Annotated in this window: 15 protein-coding genes and 3 pseudogenes; 11 read left to right on the top strand and 7 right to left on the bottom strand. The window is 57.8% G+C overall.

Annotated features, from left to right (window positions below; all coding sequences use genetic code 11):
• Positions 1-121 precede the first annotated feature (121 nt).
• Together AC0V6Z_RS10795 and AC0V6Z_RS10790 are read left to right on the top strand one after the other, a co-directional pair.
• A pseudogene (locus AC0V6Z_RS10795) lies at positions 122-809 on the top strand (nitroreductase family protein).
• A gap of 22 nt (positions 810-831) precedes the next feature.
• Positions 832-1425: a ferric reductase-like transmembrane domain-containing protein gene (locus AC0V6Z_RS10790; RefSeq protein ID WP_472638494.1), complete on the top strand. Its 594-nt coding sequence runs from the start codon at positions 832-834 to the stop codon at positions 1423-1425.
• Here AC0V6Z_RS10790 and AC0V6Z_RS10785 read toward each other — a convergent pair.
• On the bottom strand, positions 1422-2243 hold the full coding sequence (locus AC0V6Z_RS10785) for a Coq4 family protein (RefSeq protein ID WP_472638493.1): 822 nt from the start codon (positions 2241-2243) through the stop codon (positions 1422-1424). The genes AC0V6Z_RS10790 and AC0V6Z_RS10785 overlap by 4 nt on opposite strands.
• Positions 2244-2404: 161 nt before the next feature.
• Positions 2405-3283: a phosphoserine phosphatase SerB gene (gene serB, locus AC0V6Z_RS10780; RefSeq protein ID WP_472638492.1), complete on the bottom strand. Its 879-nt coding sequence runs from the start codon at positions 3281-3283 to the stop codon at positions 2405-2407.
• On the opposite strand from serB, the gene miaA reads away from it, so the two are divergent.
• The 4 genes and pseudogenes from miaA (at position 3276) to ilvC (ending at position 7792) form a co-directional block, all read left to right on the top strand.
• Positions 3276-4223: a tRNA (adenosine(37)-N6)-dimethylallyltransferase MiaA gene (gene miaA, locus AC0V6Z_RS10775; protein ID WP_472638491.1), complete on the top strand. Its 948-nt coding sequence runs from the start codon at positions 3276-3278 to the stop codon at positions 4221-4223. The genes serB and miaA overlap by 8 nt on opposite strands.
• A gap of 177 nt (positions 4224-4400) precedes the next feature.
• A pseudogene (gene ilvB, locus AC0V6Z_RS10770) lies at positions 4401-6189 on the top strand (biosynthetic-type acetolactate synthase large subunit).
• Positions 6190-6213: 24 nt separating this feature from the next.
• Positions 6214-6729, top strand: coding sequence for an acetolactate synthase small subunit (ilvN, locus tag AC0V6Z_RS10765; RefSeq protein ID WP_472638490.1), 516 nt, complete (start codon positions 6214-6216; stop codon positions 6727-6729).
• A gap of 28 nt (positions 6730-6757) precedes the next feature.
• Positions 6758-7792, top strand: coding sequence for a ketol-acid reductoisomerase (ilvC, locus tag AC0V6Z_RS10760; protein ID WP_472638489.1), 1035 nt, complete (start codon positions 6758-6760; stop codon positions 7790-7792).
• Positions 7793-7834: 42 nt separating this feature from the next.
• Here the strand turns inward: ilvC and AC0V6Z_RS10755 are convergent, their stop codons facing one another.
• The 3 genes from AC0V6Z_RS10755 to AC0V6Z_RS10745 form a co-directional block, all read right to left on the bottom strand.
• Positions 7835-8344 carry a DUF6969 family protein gene (locus tag AC0V6Z_RS10755; RefSeq protein WP_472638488.1) on the bottom strand — a complete coding sequence of 170 codons (510 nt, stop codon included), beginning with the start codon at positions 8342-8344 and terminating at the stop codon, positions 7835-7837.
• The gene (locus AC0V6Z_RS10750; RefSeq protein WP_472638487.1) at positions 8280-8498 is read right to left on the bottom strand and encodes a hypothetical protein; all 219 of its coding nucleotides are present in this window, start codon (positions 8496-8498) and stop codon (positions 8280-8282) included. Before AC0V6Z_RS10750 ends, AC0V6Z_RS10755 begins: the two co-directional genes overlap by 65 nt.
• Positions 8499-9007: 509 nt before the next feature.
• The gene (locus tag AC0V6Z_RS10745) at positions 9008-9484 is read right to left on the bottom strand and encodes a YHS domain-containing (seleno)protein (protein WP_472638486.1); all 477 of its coding nucleotides are present in this window, start codon (positions 9482-9484) and stop codon (positions 9008-9010) included.
• A 303-nt stretch (positions 9485-9787) separates the two neighbouring features.
• Here AC0V6Z_RS10745 and AC0V6Z_RS10740 point away from each other — a divergent pair, with 303 nt between their 5' ends.
• The 3 genes from AC0V6Z_RS10740 (at position 9788) to AC0V6Z_RS10730 (ending at position 12144) form a co-directional block, all read left to right on the top strand.
• On the top strand, positions 9788-10387 hold the full coding sequence (locus tag AC0V6Z_RS10740; protein ID WP_472638485.1) for a DUF4329 domain-containing protein: 600 nt from the start codon (positions 9788-9790) through the stop codon (positions 10385-10387).
• Positions 10387-11535: an alpha-hydroxy acid oxidase gene (locus tag AC0V6Z_RS10735; protein WP_472638484.1), complete on the top strand. Its 1149-nt coding sequence runs from the start codon at positions 10387-10389 to the stop codon at positions 11533-11535. The genes AC0V6Z_RS10740 and AC0V6Z_RS10735 overlap by 1 nt, the downstream gene beginning before the upstream one ends.
• Before the next feature lie 96 nt (positions 11536-11631).
• On the top strand, positions 11632-12144 hold the full coding sequence (locus AC0V6Z_RS10730) for a hypothetical protein (protein WP_472638483.1): 513 nt from the start codon (positions 11632-11634) through the stop codon (positions 12142-12144).
• A gap of 248 nt (positions 12145-12392) precedes the next feature.
• Here AC0V6Z_RS10730 and AC0V6Z_RS10725 read toward each other — a convergent pair whose 3' ends face one another.
• Positions 12393-12938, bottom strand: a complete 546-nt coding sequence (locus AC0V6Z_RS10725; protein WP_472638482.1) for a YHS domain-containing (seleno)protein — start codon at positions 12936-12938, stop codon at positions 12393-12395.
• Positions 12939-13243: 305 nt separating this feature from the next.
• Between AC0V6Z_RS10725 and leuA the strand changes: the two are divergent.
• Positions 13244-14918: pseudogene (gene leuA / locus AC0V6Z_RS10720) on the top strand (2-isopropylmalate synthase).
• A 27-nt stretch (positions 14919-14945) separates the two neighbouring features.
• On the top strand, positions 14946-16124 hold the full coding sequence (locus AC0V6Z_RS10715; protein WP_472638481.1) for a serine hydrolase domain-containing protein: 1179 nt from the start codon (positions 14946-14948) through the stop codon (positions 16122-16124).
• Here the strand turns inward: AC0V6Z_RS10715 and AC0V6Z_RS10710 are convergent.
• Positions 16113-17510 carry a methyl-accepting chemotaxis protein gene (locus tag AC0V6Z_RS10710; RefSeq protein ID WP_472638480.1) on the bottom strand — a complete coding sequence of 466 codons (1398 nt, stop codon included), beginning with the start codon at positions 17508-17510 and terminating at the stop codon, positions 16113-16115. The genes AC0V6Z_RS10715 and AC0V6Z_RS10710 overlap by 12 nt on opposite strands.
• Positions 17511-17540: the final 30 nt, after the last annotated feature.

Below are 17540 nucleotides of genomic sequence, written 5' to 3'. Positions count from 1 at the left end.
GCTTTTTTCGAGTCGCACACAGCTTATGACAAATAGGTTCACAAAATGCAACCTACATTGATGTTAGTAGCACGCGCACTCGCCTCTTTCCTTTGCCGAGCCAACGCGCAATAGGTTGGGCATGAAAGACCACGAAACCGTTCCCTATCACCTGCCCGCCCTGCCCGCTGAGGAGGCGATTGCCCGCGCGCAGAGCCTTCGCGATCGGCTGAAAGAGCGCCGATCCTGCCGCTATTTTTCCGATCAGCCGGTGCCGCGTGAAGTGATCGAGGCCGCGATTGAGGCTGCTGGCACGGCGCCCAATGGCGCCAATCATCAGCCGTGGCATTTCGCCGTCGTAACCTCGCCAGAGAAGAAGCGCGCGATCCGCCTCGCAGCGGAGGAAGAGGAAAAGCGGTTTTACGGCGAGGATGGCGACAAACCCAAGGCGAGCGATGAATGGCTGGACGCTTTGAGCGACCTTGGCACCGATGCTGACAAGCCGTTTCTGGAAACCGCACCCTATTTGATCGTCGTGTTTGCTCAGCGCAAAGGCGGGATCGAGGAGGATGGCAAAACGCAGAATTACTACGTCAATGAAAGCGTCGGGATCGCCTGCGGAATGTTGATCGCGGCGCTGCATGAGGGCGGCTGTTCGACCCTGACGCATACGCCATCACCCATGGGCTTCCTGCGCGAGGCGTGTGAGCGGCCCGAATGGGAAAAGCCGCTGATGATTGTGGTGGCTAAGTCAGCCCAGCGCGGATGCAACCGTGCCAGCTCATGCGCTGAAGAAAAAGCCGCTGAGCCAGATCGCTAGCTGGCTATAGCGGTGGCTAGGATGCAAGCTGAATGACGATGTCCAAGAGCTACCCCATATGGCTGGCCATTACCCTCGCGGTGGGAGCGATGGCGGCTGGGTTTGCGGTGGGTGACGGCGCGGAAGAGCAATGGTCCGCCGCAACGCGCTTCACCGCCAGGGTCGGGTTTCCTCTGCTGATTCTCGCCTATATTGCGCGCCCACTTGTGCAGCTGACAAAAGCCCAATGGGCCAAGCAGCTGCTTAGGCAGCGCAAATATATCGGTTTGGGTTTCGCGCTCACGCACACGGTGCATTTGGTGGCAATTGTGATGCTTTACCGGACCTTGGGTGAGTTGCCGGAGCTGATAGCCATCCTGGGAGGCGGCTTCGCTTACGTCTTGCTGTTCGCCATGGCGATTACGTCCAACCGGAAAGCGATGAAGCTGCTCGGCAAGCGTTGGAAGCAATTGCATTGGGCCGGGATCCACTATCTGTGGTTTATATTCCTACAGAGCTACGCCGGTCGGATCACTCAGCCCGAAACCGCATTAGAGGGAGTGTTTTTCACCGCGGTCGCTTTGGCCGCAGCAGGCATTCGATTTGCCGCATGGCGCCGCAATTCGAACGCGCGGTCGTCAGCTTAAGCGGCGACCGCTTCCGGCGTGTTTTCGCTGGCGAGCATGTCGTAAGGATCAATCCCCTCTTCGCGCCAAATCCGGTGGCATTCACGGTAGACGCTAGGCTCTGGAATTTTGAGCATCGCGCGCGCTTCATGCAAATCCATCGCCAGCAGCTCGCGGATCGATTGCTCGATCAGCCTTGGTGCGCCCTTGCCCGTGCGCTGAGCCTGACGCGCAGCGCCTAGAACCGGAGCATTGCTACGCGCGAGCGACTTTTTGATGTTGAGCGCCCCGGCATAGCCGATCAGCAAGTGCCCGTGACTGGGGCTTTGGCCATAGGTGAATAGCAATACGCACTGTTCGCCCAACGCATCGCGGCCATAGCCGGTGAGCACGTGGAAGAGATCGTGTGTGTCGCGCGAACGATCGCCAAACCACTGAACGAGATCGTTATATTTCGGGCGCCCCAAAGCATCACTTTCAGCAACCAGACCCGCTGCGGTCAGCCCTTCACGCTCCATGAAATCGCAATAGGCATGGGCCACGCTGCCCTTTGGGGTTTTGCGCAGCTCCGCGTGATCATCGAGAATATCGGGCAGGTTTGGCTCGCTGGCGCGCAATTTCTCGCCCCAATCGCTCAGCATCAGAGAGCGCACACGCGGCATAAAATTCTTCGATGGCAACGCTTCAAAAATCTTGAAAACCTCGCTCGTGTCTTCCTTGTCCCGCATCAAATTACGGAAATGCCCCACGGCCTTGGGCAATGAATATTTCGGCTGCGGACGGTCGGGGTGACGTAGGACGGTGCCGTCAGGGGCATATTCAAGAGCGGTGGTGATCATCTGTGCGGGCCTTATTGGGTTGCGGTATTCGTATGATACCGACGCTTACTTACATTAGTGTAAATAACGTAGTTTAAGTCCCAAAACAAGACCTAGATTTGTAAAGGCGTGTTACTCGCCCCGCATTGGCCTCACCCTGTCGCACGCCCACCGGCCAGCAATCAGCCCTCAACCCACTCATCTTGTGGCACGCCGAGCAGGGTCAAAACGGCGGTCAGGTCTCCGTCATCAATTCGCCCATTCGCGGCGGCGCGCGCCTTTGGCTTCGCGCGGTAAGCAAAGCCATAGGTTGAGGCATGGATCATCGGAATGTCATTCGCCCCGTCGCCGGTAGCCAGGCTGAACGCGCCCTGCCCTGCCTTTGCGACCTCTTCGCGCAGCACCCGCGCTTTCGTCTCGGCATCGGTGACTGGCCCAGCGAGACGCCCGGTGAGCTTGCCCCCCTCCACCTCCAGCACATTGCCGACCACACGTTCGAAACCCAATTGCTCTGCCACCGCATCGGCGAAATGATGAAAGCCGCCGGTGACCAACACGGTGCGGCAATCCTGCTCCAGCAGGGTCGCGACCAATGTCGCCGCGCCCGGTGTGGGCGTGATCCGCTCCGCCAGGCACTGCGCAATTGCGCCCTCATCCAGCCCCGCAAGCAGCTTCACCCGTTCCCGCAGCGCGTCTTCAAAATCGAGTTCACCCTGCATTGCGCGCTCTGTAATCGCCGCGATCTGAGGCTTGATCCCGGCATAATCCGCCAGCTCATCAATGCATTCCTGCCCAATCATGGTGGAATCCATGTCGGAGACGAACACGTCCGGCACCTCAAAGCCTTGGTCGCTGATCAAGGAGGCCTCAGGCTTTAGCACCTCGTCGAGCACACGCGGCAGCAGCGAGGGATCATTTTCCGATCCCCACTCCAATTCGTGCAGGTCATCATCCAGCTGAGTGAGCGAAAATTCCGCGTCCGCTGCAGCCAGCCATTCCGGCCCCTCAACAAGACGTGTTTCAAGCTGCGCGTTGTCTGCTATCAGCCGTGCAATGAGCAAAAGTGATACTCCTGATTTGAATCCAGTCGCGCTCATTGCAGGGCCGACAGCCAGCGGCAAGAGCGCGGTTGCAATTGCCCTTGCAAAGGCGCTGGCCGAGGCGGGCAAGACCGGGATTGTGATCAATGCCGACAGCGCGCAGGTCTATGCCGATCTGCAAGTGCTATCCGCGCGTCCGAGCACCGAGGAGATGGAGGGCATCGAGCACCGCCTGTTTGGCACATGGGATGGATCGCGGGCCTGCTCCGCCGCCGATTGGGCCAGCAAAGCGCGCGTGGAAATCGCCGATTGCCATGAAAGCGGCGCGGTCCCGATCCTGGTCGGCGGCACCGGCATGTATATGAACATCCTGCTGGAGGGCATTGCCCCGATCCCGGAAATCAACCCGGAAATCCGCCGCCATGTGCGCGCTCTGCCCACGCAGGGCGCCTACAGCGCATTGCAGATTGAAGACCCTGAGCGCGCCCTAATGCTGGCCCCTGGTGACAGCCAGCGGATCGCCCGCGCACTGGAAGTGGTGCGATCCACCGGCACTTCCCTTAGCGATTGGCACAATGCCAAAACCGGCGGCATTGCCGAGGATATCACGCTGCATCCGCTGGTGATGCTGCCTCAGCGCGAATGGCTCTATGATCGCTGCGATCGCCGCTTTGGCTTGATGCTGGAACATGGCGCGATTGAAGAGGTTGAGGCTCTGCTTAAGCGTAAGCTCGATCTGGGATTGCCTGTAATGCGGGCGATCGGCGTACCAGAGATCTCCGATTATCTCCACGGCCACATCATGATCCCCGATGTGATCGCCGCAGGCGCGCAGGCGACCCGCAATTACGCAAAGCGGCAATATACGTGGTTCCGCAACCAATCGCCGCAAGATTGGGCACGTTCTGAGTCTAAAAATATTGATATATCTGATATATTCGCATCATTATTACGTTATTAATCGTTGACACGATAGATTATAACTCATAGCAGGCTCTCATCAGGCCCGACGCATTATCGCTGCGCCGGGCCTCGTTTATTGATACAAGCGTGTGTCGAAACAAGCAGAGTGAAATCAGCCGTCGGCCCCGGGATGCAAACCGCGCCTGAGCCAAGCAAGACCGAGAAGGAAGCAATCGTGTCGGACCATCCCCACCCCGACAATCTCAAAGCCGATCAGCAATCAGGCGCTGCGATCCTAACGCAATGCCTGGTGGATCAAGGCGTTGAGTTCGTATTCGGCTATCCCGGCGGGGCTGTTCTGCCGATTTACGATGAACTGTTTGGCGATGAACGCCTGCGTCATATCCTGGTCCGGCACGAGGCCGACGCTGCGCATGCGGCAGAGGGCTATGCCCGCGCCACTGGTAAGCCGGGCGTGGTTCTGGTCACCTCTGGCCCCGGCGCGACCAATGCCGTCACTGGGATTGCCGATGCCTATATGGATCTCGATCCCGATGGTCGTCATCACGGGCCAGGTTCCAACCGGCCTGATCGGCACGGATGCCTTTCAAGAGGCGGACACTGTCGGCATAACGCGCCACTGCACAAAGCATAATTATCTGGTCAAAGACCCGGCGGAGCTTCAGTCCGTTTTGGAAGAGGCATTTCGCATTGCAACGACTGGGCGCCCCGGCCCGGTTGTGGTCGACATCCCCAAGGATGTGCAGATCGCCGTGCCATCGCGCAGGATCACTGCAAAGCTGACTGCATCGCACCGCTATACCCCGCAAATGGCGGCGCCCGCAGAGCAGTTGATCGAAGCAGTTGAAATGATTGCGGCTGCCGAACGCCCCATTTTCTACACCGGCGGCGGTGTCATTAACTCCGGACCAGAGGCGACCCGCCTGCTACGTCAATTGCAGGACATCACCGGCGCGCCGGTCACCTCAACCCTGATGGGGCTTGGTGCGTTTCCTTCTGAGCATCCTGACTGGCTCGGCATGCTGGGGATGCACGGCACGTATGAAGCCAATCTGGCGATGAACAAGGCCGATGTTATGGTCTGCATCGGCGCGCGCTTTGATGACCGTGTCACTGGCAAACTTGATGCATTTTCGCCTGATTCCAAGAAGATACACATCGATATTGATCGCAGCTCGATCAATAAAGTTGTCCCAGTTGAGCTGGGCATTGTTGGTGATTGTTCCACAGTGCTTGGTCAGATGATCGAGAGCTGGGGCGCGCGAAAACCGAAGGATCTTGGCGAATGGAAAGCGCGGATCGCCGGTTGGCGCGCGCGCGAATGCCTCGCCTATCCGGAAAAATCCGCCAAAGATCCCAGCGCCATCATGCCGCAAAGGGCGGTCGAGCGGCTGCATGCCCTCACCCACAAGCACGAGCCAATCATCACCACTGAGGTTGGCCAGCACCAGATGTGGGCGGCGCAATATTTCGGATTTGAACAGCCGAACAAGTGGCTCACCAGCGGCGGGCTCGGCACCATGGGTTATGGCATGCCAGCGGCGATTGGCGCGCAGCTTGGCTGTCCCAATGCGCTGGTGATTGATATTGCCGGTGAGGCAAGCATTCAGATGAATATTCAAGAGCTTGGGACAGCGAGCCAATACCGCCTACCGGTCAAGATTTTCATCCTCAACAATGAATATATGGGCATGGTCCGCCAGTGGCAGGAACTGACCTATGAAAGCCGTTATTCCAACAGTTATTCCGACAGTCTGCCGGATTTTGTGAAGCTGGCCGAAGCCTATGGCTGGACCGGCATCCGCATCACCGAGGAAAGCGAATTGGATGCAGGCATTGAAGCGATGCTGGCCACCGATGGTCCGGTGATCGTCGATTGCATGGTCGCCAAGGATGCGAACTGCCTGCCGATGATCCCGTCAGGCGCGGCGCACACCGAAATGCTGCTGTATGGCGATGCGCATGAAGGCACCATGGACGACGAAGCGAAGGCGCTGGTCTAAGCGGGCCGCGAAGGAAACAGTCACATGAAAATTGCGCACGACAATGCCGAACGGCACGTCCTTACCGTTACGGTCGATAACGAGCCTGGTATTCTGGCCAAGATCACCGGACTGTTCACCGCGCGCGGCTACAACATCGACAGCCTGACTGTGGCGGATATTTCGGACGATCACGCGATCAGCCGGATCACGATCGTCACAAATGGCCCGCCGCAAGTGATCGATCAGATCGAGGCTCAGCTAGAGCGTTTGGTACCGGTGCACGGCGTCGTCGACCTCACCACCGTTGGCCCGCATGTTGAGCGCGAGCTTGCGCTCATCAAGGTCACCGGCACTGGCGAGGCGCGGGTTGAGGCCCTGCGCGTTGCTGATATCTACCGTGCCAGCGTGGTCGACACCACCACCGAAAGTTTTGTATTTGAGCTGACAGGTGCGCCGGACAAAATTGACAGTTTCATCGCCCTGATGCGCGAACTCGGCCTGGTAGAGGTCGGCCGCTCAGGGATTGTGGGAATGCTACGCGGAGCCGAAGGCTCTTAAATATAGAATTGAAGACAAAGGGAAATCCATGAAAGTCTATTACGACGCAGACGCTGATCTTGATCTGATCCAGAACAAGAAGGTCGCGATCCTCGGCTATGGCAGCCAAGGCCATGCCCATGCGCAAAACCTGCGCGACAGCGGCGTGAAAGAAGTCGCCGTGGCGCTGCGCGAAGGCTCCGCCACGCGGGCCAAGGCAGAGGCCGCTGGCTTCAAAGTGATGAACAACACCGAGGCGGCTGAATGGGCTGACCTTGTGATGGTGCTGGCGCCGGATGAACATCAGGCGGCGATCTGGGCCGATGATATGGCGGGCCATATGAAGCCGGGCAGCGCGCTCGCCTTTGCTCACGGTCTCAACATTCACTTTGGCTTGATCGAGCCGCCTGCTGACATCGACGTGATCATGATCGCGCCAAAGGGCCCGGGCCACACGGTGCGCAGCGAATATGAGCGCGGCGGCGGCGTCCCGTGCCTGATCGCGGTCCACCAGGAAGGCACCAGCAGCGGCGGCAATGGCTATGCGAAATCGCTCGCCCTGTCCTATGCCAGCGCCATGGGCGGCGGCCGCAGCGGCGTGATCGAAACCAATTTTAAGGAAGAGTGCGAGACCGACCTGTTCGGCGAGCAGGCCGTCCTGTGCGGCGGGATCACTCACCTGATTCAGGCCGGTTTTGAGACCCTGACCGAGGCTGGATACGCCCCGGAAATGGCCTATTTCGAATGCCTGCACGAGACCAAGCTGATCGTCGATCTACTGTACGAAGGCGGGATCGCCAACATGCGCTATTCGATCAGCAACACCGCGGAATATGGCGATATCAAAACCGGTCCGCGCATCATCACTGATGAGACCAAGGCTGAAATGAAGCGAGTGCTCGCGGACATTCAATCAGGCCGGTTTGTGAAAGACTTCGTGTTGGATAACCGCGCAGGTCAGCCAGAGTTGAAGGCCAGCCGCAAAGCAGCCGAAGCGCATCCGATCGAAAAGACCGGAGCGGAGCTGCGCGCAATGATGCCGTGGATCAGCGCGAACAAGCTGGTCGATAAGTCTAAGAACTAAGCACCGCTAGGGGCTGCGCGGGAACGCGCGGCCTAGGCCAGCTCACGCAGTTTCGAGCAAACGCTCAAGCGAAATCGGGGCCGTGCTGGTTATCTCAACCGCACGGTCTTCACCGTGGACTCTGCCGTGCATATCTGCCTCGCGCAGGACATCGTCACGGGTGTGCAGAACCTCTGCGATGTCTTCGCGGGCCAGGCCCACCATCGCGGTCAGCCATTCATTCACCAATGGGTCGCCGTTGGGACCGCGCAGATCGAACTGATCCAGCATCGCGATCACAGCGTAGGCAGGGTATAGCCATTCGTCGGTGACCCAGCGATTGGTACCAAACCACTGAATCGGCAGCCCTTGGTTGGAAATGGCCAAGGCGGCAATATGCACCACATCAGCGCGCGGTTCATCGCGCGGAGCCAAAGGCGCGGCGATCAGCGGAACAGTGCCGCCGGGCATGGCTGATCGGTCAAAGAATAGATGAAAATGGCCATGTTCACCTTCGGCGCGTTCGCCAGGCGGGTGACAATGGTAGAAATAGCGGCTGCTGAGCCGGACCATTGACAACATCGCCCTCGGGATAGTGTTCCCACAGCTCAGCCGTGCCATCCTCCGGCAATAGTCGGCTCATGAGCGGTTCGCCACCAGCGAACATCGCCTCTGTGCTGGCAAGCAGCATGTCAGCGTATTGAGTGCGCGATAGGCCGTCAGTCATGGTTATGGTCCAAATGGCGAGATGCCGCCCCCGCAGAGGGACGGCACCTCTCAAACGCAAATGTGACCGGGTGCGCTAGGAGGGTGCGTCCCCGGCCACACTATATGCACGCCTTAAGCTTTAGGCGCGCAAGGGTTGGCTGCGCAGGGGTTTGCTGCACAAGGATTAGCGGCGCACGGGTTAGCGGCACATGGGTTCGCTGCGCATGGATTGGCAGCACATGGGTTCGCGGCGCACGGGTTAGCGGCACATGGATTTGCTGCGCATGGATTGGCCTTTTTAGCCTTCTTTGCTGCGCGGCAAGGATTGGCCGAGCATGCGCTTTGCGTGCGAGGGCCGCATGGCGCATCAGCAAGCGCTGGTGCACCGGTCGATGCAACGGCGAGACCGCCTGCAACCATCAACATGCGGGCGAGGTTCTTTGAACTAGACATGGTAGAATATTCCTTTTGTCAGAGTATTTGATTGGTAGTCATAGTGCGAGTGGGAGATTGGTTGTCCTGATTGGCTCAATCGCCGAAACGCTTACCTTCAGGAATTTTGCTCCAAGCCGGATCAGACTTGGCAATAAAGCCAGCGATATCGCCGAGCCATGTTTGCTGAACGTCGCGGTTAAAGTTGAGGTACAGCTTGCCGCCTTCAACTTTGTACAGCGTTGGGTCACCTGGTGCGAGCGAACCGCGGCTCATCGCCCAAGCGCAGTGGCCACCATATTGCGGTGCATAGGCATCTGGATTTTCTTTGAATTTGTTTGCATTGGCTTGGCTGGAAAAGAGCCATTCTGCGCCGTCATGCTTAACTGAGAAACGGGCATCGCCCTTCACAGGAACACCATTGCCTTGGAAATAGCTGACCGTGTCGTAACCGCTAACTGCGATGCTCTGACCTTCTACGCCAACAAATATGCCGCCATCAGCTTGGGCAGGAATTGCAAGTGCGAGTGGAGCGGCGAATGCTGCTGCGATTGCTAAATACTTAAACTTCATCGGGGTTCTCCAAAAATACTGTTTGTGCTGCGGCCACCAGACTCAGAGCCAGGGACAGGGAGGGTCAAAAAATTGAACCGTAGGGGGGACCGGTTCGCTTTCTGGCATCTGATGTTTGGCCCAGTGGCCGCGCACATCATGGAGTTCGCAAGGTTTGGCCGTTTGGTTTCACTGCCCGCAAAAAAAATTGAAATTTTTCGAAATCCGCCCGTTCGACGGCCAAAGAATGTTGCGCATGAGCGCGCCGCAAAGCCCTGCTAGACAAAGAGAAGTTGAGCCGTCACTTAGGGGGTAACAATGCGCATGCCAAAACCCCTCCATCTCGCCTATGCAGCATGCGGCATCGCCTGGGTCGTGGTTGTTTTCGGCACAGCGACCGATACATTCCGGGGGCCATACGCCGTTCGCGAGCCGACCGCGTCGCAAGAACAGCTCGACTCGCTGGCCAAATCCACCCTCGCAAATTTGCAACGCCGATCGTTCGAAGAAAAACGCGAGCTGTGCGGGCTGATGCTGGAAGATGAAGACGGGCAACTGAGCGTGTCCGACATCTTTGAAGGCGACGCAGCAACCTGCAGCTTTCAATGGGTGTCCAATCCAGAGAAATTCGCGGTCGCATCGTTCCACACCCATGGCAGCTACAATGATGAGTATGACAGCGAGGTGCCTTCCACCATTGATCTGGAAGGCGACATTGCAGACCGCATCGACGGCTACGTTTCGACGCCCGGCGGCCGGATGTGGCATATTGACTGGCAGGAAGAGGCGACCGAAATGATCTGCGGCGAAAGCTGCCTGCCCGCCGATCCGAACTATGTCCGCTGTGACGCGGCCCAACCGGCGGAAAGCTACACCGTGTGGGAGCTCAATCGGCGGCAGAGTTATGAGAGCTTTGATTGCTAATGCGGCTGTCTGATTGTCATAATATCGAGGATTTTCGAACGCTCGCGAAGGCACGTCTGCCCTTCCCCGTGTTCGATTACATTGACGGCGCCGCCGATGATGAGTTGACCAAGGCACGCAACACCAGCGCCTATGACGCCTGCGATCTGGTGCCTGATGTGCTTGCCGGGGTGGAGACGATCGACACCAGCTGCACCTTGCTGGGCCGCAAATCGGCGCTGCCGCTGATGCTCTCCCCCACCGCCGTGCAGCGCGCGTTTCATTGGCAGGGGGAAACAGCAGTCGCGAAAGCGGCGGAGAAATTCGGCCTGTGGTTTGGCATCTCCAGCTTGGCGACGCGCAGCATTGAGGAAATCGCCGCGCTGACCAGCGGCCCCAAACTGTTTCAGCTCTATGTCCATAAGGATAGGGGCCTGAACGCCAGCATGATCCAGCGCTGCCAGGCCTCCGGCTTTGATGCACTGGCGCTGACGGTGGACACAATCGTGTCGGGCAAGCGTGAGCGGTGCCTGCGCAGCGGCTTCACCACCCCTCCTCGCTTCACCCCAGCCAGCATCTGGAGCTATGCAACGCGGCCGCGCTGGACGCTTGACTATTTACTGCGCGAGAAGTTCTCGCTGCCCAATCTCGACACTCATGTGAGCGAGGGATCAAGCCAGGCGGTGAGCATCGCCGAATACTTCAACACCATGCTCGACACCTCGATGGACTGGGACACGGCGGCACGCATCCGCAGCGATTGGGGCGGCAAATTCGTGCTGAAAGGCGTGATGAGCGCCGGTGATGCAAGGCGCGCAGTCGATATCGGGGCGGATGCGATCATGATCTCCAACCACGGCGGGCGGCAATTGGACGGCAGCCGCGCTCCGTTTGATCAATTGCGTGAGATCGTCGATGCGGTTGGCGGTGAGATTGAGATCATCTGCGATGGCGGCGTGCGGCGCGGAACCCACGCACTAAAAGCCGTTTGCACAGGTGCGAGCGCGGCATCTGGAGGGCGGCTGTATCTTTATGCATTGGCTGCCGCTGGGCAAGACGGGGTCGAGCGCGCCATCGGCATCCTTAAGGATGAAATTGAACGCGGCATGCGCTTGATGGGTGTGACCAGCGTGGATCAGTTGACAGTGGATCGGCTACGCTGGAGGTAGCCGCGCATTGACCCCGTGATAACAGCCTGTCACGAAACCGAAACGTCCAAAGCGCCTGAACACGGGCGAGAATATTTAAGATCAATAGGGCCGATCATGAGAAAGCTAAGGTTTGCAATCCTGACTGCATCCACGCTGGTGATTGCGGCGTGCGGTGGTGCAGCGCCGGATCAAGGCACCAGCCAAGCTGACGAGTTTGCCGCGCGGATTAAGGGACCGCCCACCCCTGCACCGGCGAGTGATGAAGCAGCGGGCGATCCGGAAGCTGATACGGCGATTGACGGCGAGAATGGCACAGCGCCCGCAAAGGCATCAATCCAGCCGAGCATCACCTATTCCGAACCCGTCAGCGGAACGACCGGACCGTTTGTTCCGGGTACCGCCAGCGATCCCAATGCCTCCATTTGCGGAGCGCCTGCGGTCGCACCGTTTCTTGGACGAAACGCTGATGAAGCGACGCGCGCAGAGATTGTCGCAGCGGTCGGCTCTCAAAACGAGGTGCGCTTCGTGATTCCAGGTTCGACCTTTATCAATCCAGACCCAACCTCATCACGCCTCAATGTGATGATCGACAACACTGGTGTGATCCGCGACGCGCGGTGCGGCTGAGTGGGAGCGGGTATCTAGCAGAGATCGGTCACGCAGCGACGGCAAGGGTGACCGAAGTTTCTCAGTCTGATTGATATATCCGCGCCACCCGCTCCCTCTACCCTTCCACCCGGATTGTGTCCCGGTAGGCTCCGGGTGGAAGGGTGGAGCGTGTGGGCTGGCAAAGGCAGCCTGATGCATCAAACCACAAACACAAAACCCCGCCGGATCACTCCGACGGGGCTTCATAATGTTCGAGAATGTCTCGCTTAGTCGGTGAAGTGCTCATCCGCTGAGTGAGTTGGATAGTTCACATCGCCAGCTTCGATGAAACCTGGGATGTCCTTTTGCCAATTCTCTTGAACGCTCTCATTGAAGTTCAAGTAGAGCTTGCCATCAACGATTTCATAGACGTTGGGGTTACCCGGTGCGAGCGCATCGTTCGCGCCGATCGCCCAGGCGCAATAACCGCCGTATGCTGGTGCATATTTGGCTGGCTCTGCCTTAAACTTCTCAGCGTTTTCGGCGCTGGCGAAACGATAGTCATAACCATCGTAGCGCACAGTGAATTCCTCTGAGCCTTCGACAGGAACACCGTCGCCTTCAAAATAGCTAACCGTGTCATAACCACTCACAGCCAGAGTATCACCTTTGGCAGCGGTGTGGATTGGATTTGCTGCTTCGCCGCCAAGATCGGCGAACAGGCCAGCATTCTCGGTTGCTTCAGCAACATCGGGGGTTTCAACTTCTTCCGCTGGTGCAGTGCATGCTGCGACAGTGGCCAATAAAGCAATTGCAAATAGTGATTTACGCATTGGGGAGTCTCCTATTGTGTGCCTTGACGACATGATGCCCCTGAGTTCGCCAGCATGCAACCTTCGGTTACATTCCCCACGAAAAATCCTTGGCACTTGCCATGCGCGCCATTCTGCGCGATGCAGTTATTCATGACGCGAACACGCACGCAGCTATTCCTACGACTTACGCGCCCTTGGGCGTGACCTGACGTATGCTCCCGGCCGGGCATGCGCAGCGCCCAAGGGAAGCAAACAAACCCGCCAAACAGTCGTAAAATTCAGCTGCCAAATGGCACTTACAAGCACACGAAAGCCGCGCCATCATGCCTATGCTCAACCAGCCTTCGCGAAAATATCACCCCTTCCCCCAGATCAATCTGCCAGACCGGCAATGGCTAAGCTCAGCAGATCATCTCCCCTCCGCGCTGGCTGTCGACCGACCTGCGCGATGGCAATCAGTCAATCATCGATCCGATGGATGCGGTGAAGAAGAACCGCTTCTTTGATCTTCTGATTGAGGTCGGGGTGAAAGAAATCGAGGTTGGCTTTCCCAGCGCGGGCGCGACCGAGTTCGACTTCATCTCAGGCCTCGTAAAGTCAGACCGCATCCCCGAAGACGTGCTGGTCCAGGTGCTGACGCAAAGCCGAGAGGATTTGATCCGCACCTCTTTTGAGAGTCTGGCTGGCGCACGCGGAGCGATCGTCCACCTCTACAACGCCGTTTCGCCCGCATGGCGCGATATCGTGTTCCGCATGTCGAAAGACGAAGTGCGCGAAATTGCCGTTGCCGGGGCCAAGGTAATGCGTGACGAGGCGGGCGCGCGGCCTGACACAGACTGGCATTTCCAATATTCGCCCGAGACGTTCTCTACCGCTGAATTGGATTTTAGCATTGAAGTGTGTGAGGCTGTGATGGGCGTACTGGCGCCGACGCCGGACCATCCAATCATTCTCAACCTACCTGCCACGGTCGAGGCGGCAACGCCCAATATCTACGCCGACCAGATTGAGTATTTCTGTCGGAATCTGCCGAACCGCGATAGCGCGGTGATCAGCCTGCACACCCATAATGACCGCGGCACCGGCGTGGCCGCAGCGGAACTGGGTTTGATGGCTGGTGCAGACCGCGTCGAAGGCTGCTTGTTCGGCAATGGTGAGCGCACCGGCAATTGCTGCCTCGTCACCGTAGCGCTCAACATGTACACGCAAGGGATCGACCCCGGCCTCGATTTTTCTGATATAGACCGCGTGATCGAGACAGTGGAATATTGCAACGATCTGCCCGTGCACGAACGCCATCCCTATGGCGGAGAGCTGGTCTTCACCGCCTTTTCCGGTAGCCACCAGGACGCGATCAAGAAAGGCTTCGAAGCGCGGGGCACCCAAAATGATGAAAGCTGGCGCGTCCCCTATCTGCCGATCGATCCAGCAGATCTGGGCCGCAATTACGAGGCTGTTATTCGGGTCAATTCGCAAAGCGGCAAAGGCGGGTTCGCATGGGTTCTGGAACAAGACCAAGGCCTGAAACTGCCTAAGAAAATGCAGGCTGATTTCAGCCGTCATGTTCAGAACATGGCTGATGAGCTGGGCCGTGAACTGAACGCGGCAGACATTTGGGATGCGTTCAAAGCGACTTATCATGTCCAGACCGAGAATAAGCATTTTCAGCTGGTGCGTTATGAGGAAAGCCGCACAGGTGATGGCACGCGGGTCTTCGCCGGGACAATCACCGTTGCCGGACAAGAACAAAGCGTCAGCGGGCGCGGCAACGGCCTGATTTCCAGCGTGCTAACTACACTGGAGGAGAATTTCGGCCTCGACCTCAAAGTGCTCGATTACACCGAACACGCACTCGGTTCTGGCCGCAATGCCCGCGCCGCTGCTTACCTGCAATGCGAGAGCGGCGGACGCACCATCTGGGGTGTTGGCATTGACGAAGACGTCTCAACCGCCAGTGTTCGCGCTGTGCTGAGCGCGGCGAATTCGGCCATCAAGTAAGGCAAGACTGGCGCGCGGGGGAACGCAATGTCGAAATGGAAGATCGTGATTGCGGGAGTGCTTACGGTCATCCTCCTGCCTGTCGCAGGCATTGGCATTGCGAGCCTTTTCGAACCATCGCTCAATCCCAAATTTGAGCGAAACCTCGTTGAAACGGGACTGGAGGACATTCCAAAACTCATTGCGGCCGAGGCAGATCAGCTCGGCGTCACTGCGCTGAGCGTGACTGTGCTGGATGCAGATGAAGAACCGCAAAGCCTCTATTTTGGGCGCGCCAAACAAGGCGGATTGATGCAGGTTGCCAGCCTTTCCAAGGCGGTCGCCGCTACCGTCATTCTAATCCTGGCTGAGCAGCAAGGCGTCAGCCTGGATCAGGACATACGCGGGCAGATCACCTCTGTAGACATTGCCTCACTCGAAGGCGGCAACAGACCGGTTACTTTGCGCCAGTTGCTGTCCCACACAACCGGCGCATCACAATCGGGCTACCCCGGCTATCCCCGTAACAGCGCTCTGCTTAGCACTGCCGATGTCATAGATACGCCCCCGCGAATTTTCGAATCTCAGCTCACATTTGACGGCATTCCAGGCGAATTTCGCTACTCAGGCGGCGGCTACACCGTCGCCCAATTATGGGCGGAAGACACCACAGGCCAGAACTTAGAGACACTAGCCGACGAGCTGTTGCTCGGCCCACTCGGCATGACGCAGAGCACATTCGCTCAGCGCACAATCGAGGCTGAAATCGCGCCTCTGACTGTCGTTGGCGCGGATTCAGGATTTGCACCTACCCAAGGCATTTTCAGCGCCATCGAAAACAGCTGGCACATCTATCCGGAACAGGCCGCGGCAGGTCTATGGTCCACCTCAGAGGACTACGCCCGTTTCGTCGCCGCCTTACTCGATGCAGCAGCCGGAGAAGAAAGCGCAATCCCCACAGAGATAGCCAAAGCAATGCTCACGCCGGAGGCCGAAACAGACTTCATGCCCGGCACACATTATGGCTTTGGCGTTATGCTGTCGCCGGATGGTAACGGCGGCATCGCGAATGTCTGGCACACTGGGGCGAATGCAGGTTATCGCGCCCTCTTCATGACGCGCCCGGCTTCCCCGAAGAAGCCCCGCAGAGTGGTTGTCTCGCTTGGCAATACGGCCAATGCAGCTGATCTCAACCGCGCAATCGGCACCGCCTTGTTAGAGCGCTGATTTGAGCGCGGCCCCGCCTTCACGCCGCCTTTTGTTCAACGCACCCCGCACAGCATTGAGTGATAGGCTTTGCAAGAAGTCATCTGCGCCAGCTTGCAGGTTTGAGATTTGTGCTTTCAAATCACTGGTCAAACCGGTTGCGGCGGTCATCTCTTTGGCGATCCCATCAACCAGCTCACGAATGCGCTGCACTGCTTCGCTGGATGAACGTGCACTTAGTGATGTTTCATCAACGCTTGCCGCGATCTTTGTTACCGTTGTACCTTGCAACGTCACTTCATTACAGACCGATTGAGTGACATCTCGTACAGCCCTAAATGTTTCGTGCATTGTCCGGTTTGCATTCAGTGCGCGGTCGCTGGCCTTTTCGATCCCGCCCAATCGCGAAACGATATCCTCGGTCGCTTTGGCGGTTTGTTCAGATAAGCCTTTGATCTCACTAGCGACGACAGAAAACCCGCGCCCCGCCTCGCCTGCCCTCGCCGCTTCAATCCGGGCGTTCAGCGCCAGAATGCTGGTTTGCGAAGTGATCGACTGAATCATCTGTGCAATCGATTGGATAGATGCGGTTTGCGAGGTTAGATCATCGACGGTCTCGTGGGTTTCCTCCGCAACTTGCGTGGCGGCTGCTAAGGATTGTGACGCGCGGGAAAGTTCGCAGGTCATATCGTCCAGGGTCATACGCAAACCACCTGCTGTGTTGGCGGCATCGCCCATGGCCGCCGCAGATTCACTCGACGCAACCGAAACCTCATCCGCAAGAGCCCGCAAATCACGGATCAAATTGCTGGCTTGATCGGCCTTATGATTGCTCTCTTCGCTCTGCTCTGCCGCGCGCTCCACTGCGTCACTTACAGCCGCCCGAAACATTTCCGTTTGTTTGGCCACCCATTTGTAATGTTCATTCTCACGGCATTGCTGATTTTTGGTCAGCAGGATTTCAGCATCCATGGTGTGCAGGCGGCTCAATTCGGTGACCAGCGACATGCCTTCTTCGACGTTGTCAGTAGATTGGAAAACTGTGCGCAATTCAAACTGTTGTGAAACGCTGAGCGCGCCGAGATGCCCCGCAGGGTCAGTGCGTGAGGTATAGACCAGCTCGGCAATATCCTCGCGGCGGTTTATCCATGCTTCGTCATAAGGCGGGTGATATTTCACCAGCAAATGCCTGGTCACCTCCTCGATATACGCCTCGCGACCCTCGTCGTTTAGGGTCAGACCCATAACCTTCGCATATTGATCGACATAGATTGCCGCAGTTTGCGACACCGCCGCACTCAAAATGTCGCTAAGTTGGTGGTAAACAGGTTTATCAGGATCATCGATTTCATACACCTGCAACCGCGCCAACCGCGCATTAACCGGGTCAATCTTGGTATGATACATCGCTATGGTCCTGGCTCGATTGCTGTCGGG

The organism is Erythrobacter sp. SN6-5, assembly GCF_057364945.1.
The sequence above is the reverse complement of the archived record's forward strand: the minus strand, read 5'-3'. Positions and strand labels throughout refer to the sequence as shown.

Bases quoted from the DNA above. Each gene is read 5' to 3' on its own strand.
- miaA (WP_472638491.1), top strand. From the start codon at position 3,276: ATGAGCAAAAGTGATACTCCTGATTTGAATCCAGTCGCGCTCATTGCA.
- AC0V6Z_RS10730 (WP_472638483.1), top strand. From the start codon at position 11,632: ATGAGAAAGCTAAGGTTTGCAATCCTGACTGCATCCACGCTGGTGATT.
- AC0V6Z_RS10735 (WP_472638484.1), top strand. From the start codon at position 10,387: ATGCGGCTGTCTGATTGTCATAATATCGAGGATTTTCGAACGCTCGCG.
- AC0V6Z_RS10745 (WP_472638486.1), bottom strand. From the start codon at position 9,484: ATGAAGTTTAAGTATTTAGCAATCGCAGCAGCATTCGCCGCTCCACTC.
- AC0V6Z_RS10710 (WP_472638480.1), bottom strand. From the start codon at position 17,510: ATGTATCATACCAAGATTGACCCGGTTAATGCGCGGTTGGCGCGGTTG.
- ilvC (WP_472638489.1), top strand. From the start codon at position 6,758: ATGAAAGTCTATTACGACGCAGACGCTGATCTTGATCTGATCCAGAAC.
- ilvN (WP_472638490.1), top strand. From the start codon at position 6,214: ATGAAAATTGCGCACGACAATGCCGAACGGCACGTCCTTACCGTTACG.
- AC0V6Z_RS10740 (WP_472638485.1), top strand. From the start codon at position 9,788: ATGCCAAAACCCCTCCATCTCGCCTATGCAGCATGCGGCATCGCCTGG.
- AC0V6Z_RS10790 (WP_472638494.1), top strand. From the start codon at position 832: ATGACGATGTCCAAGAGCTACCCCATATGGCTGGCCATTACCCTCGCG.
- AC0V6Z_RS10725 (WP_472638482.1), bottom strand. From the start codon at position 12,938: ATGCGTAAATCACTATTTGCAATTGCTTTATTGGCCACTGTCGCAGCA.
- AC0V6Z_RS10750 (WP_472638487.1), bottom strand. From the start codon at position 8,498: ATGACTGACGGCCTATCGCGCACTCAATACGCTGACATGCTGCTTGCC.
- AC0V6Z_RS10785 (WP_472638493.1), bottom strand. From the start codon at position 2,243: ATGATCACCACCGCTCTTGAATATGCCCCTGACGGCACCGTCCTACGT.
- AC0V6Z_RS10715 (WP_472638481.1), top strand. From the start codon at position 14,946: ATGTCGAAATGGAAGATCGTGATTGCGGGAGTGCTTACGGTCATCCTC.
- AC0V6Z_RS10755 (WP_472638488.1), bottom strand. From the start codon at position 8,344: ATGGTCCGGCTCAGCAGCCGCTATTTCTACCATTGTCACCCGCCTGGC.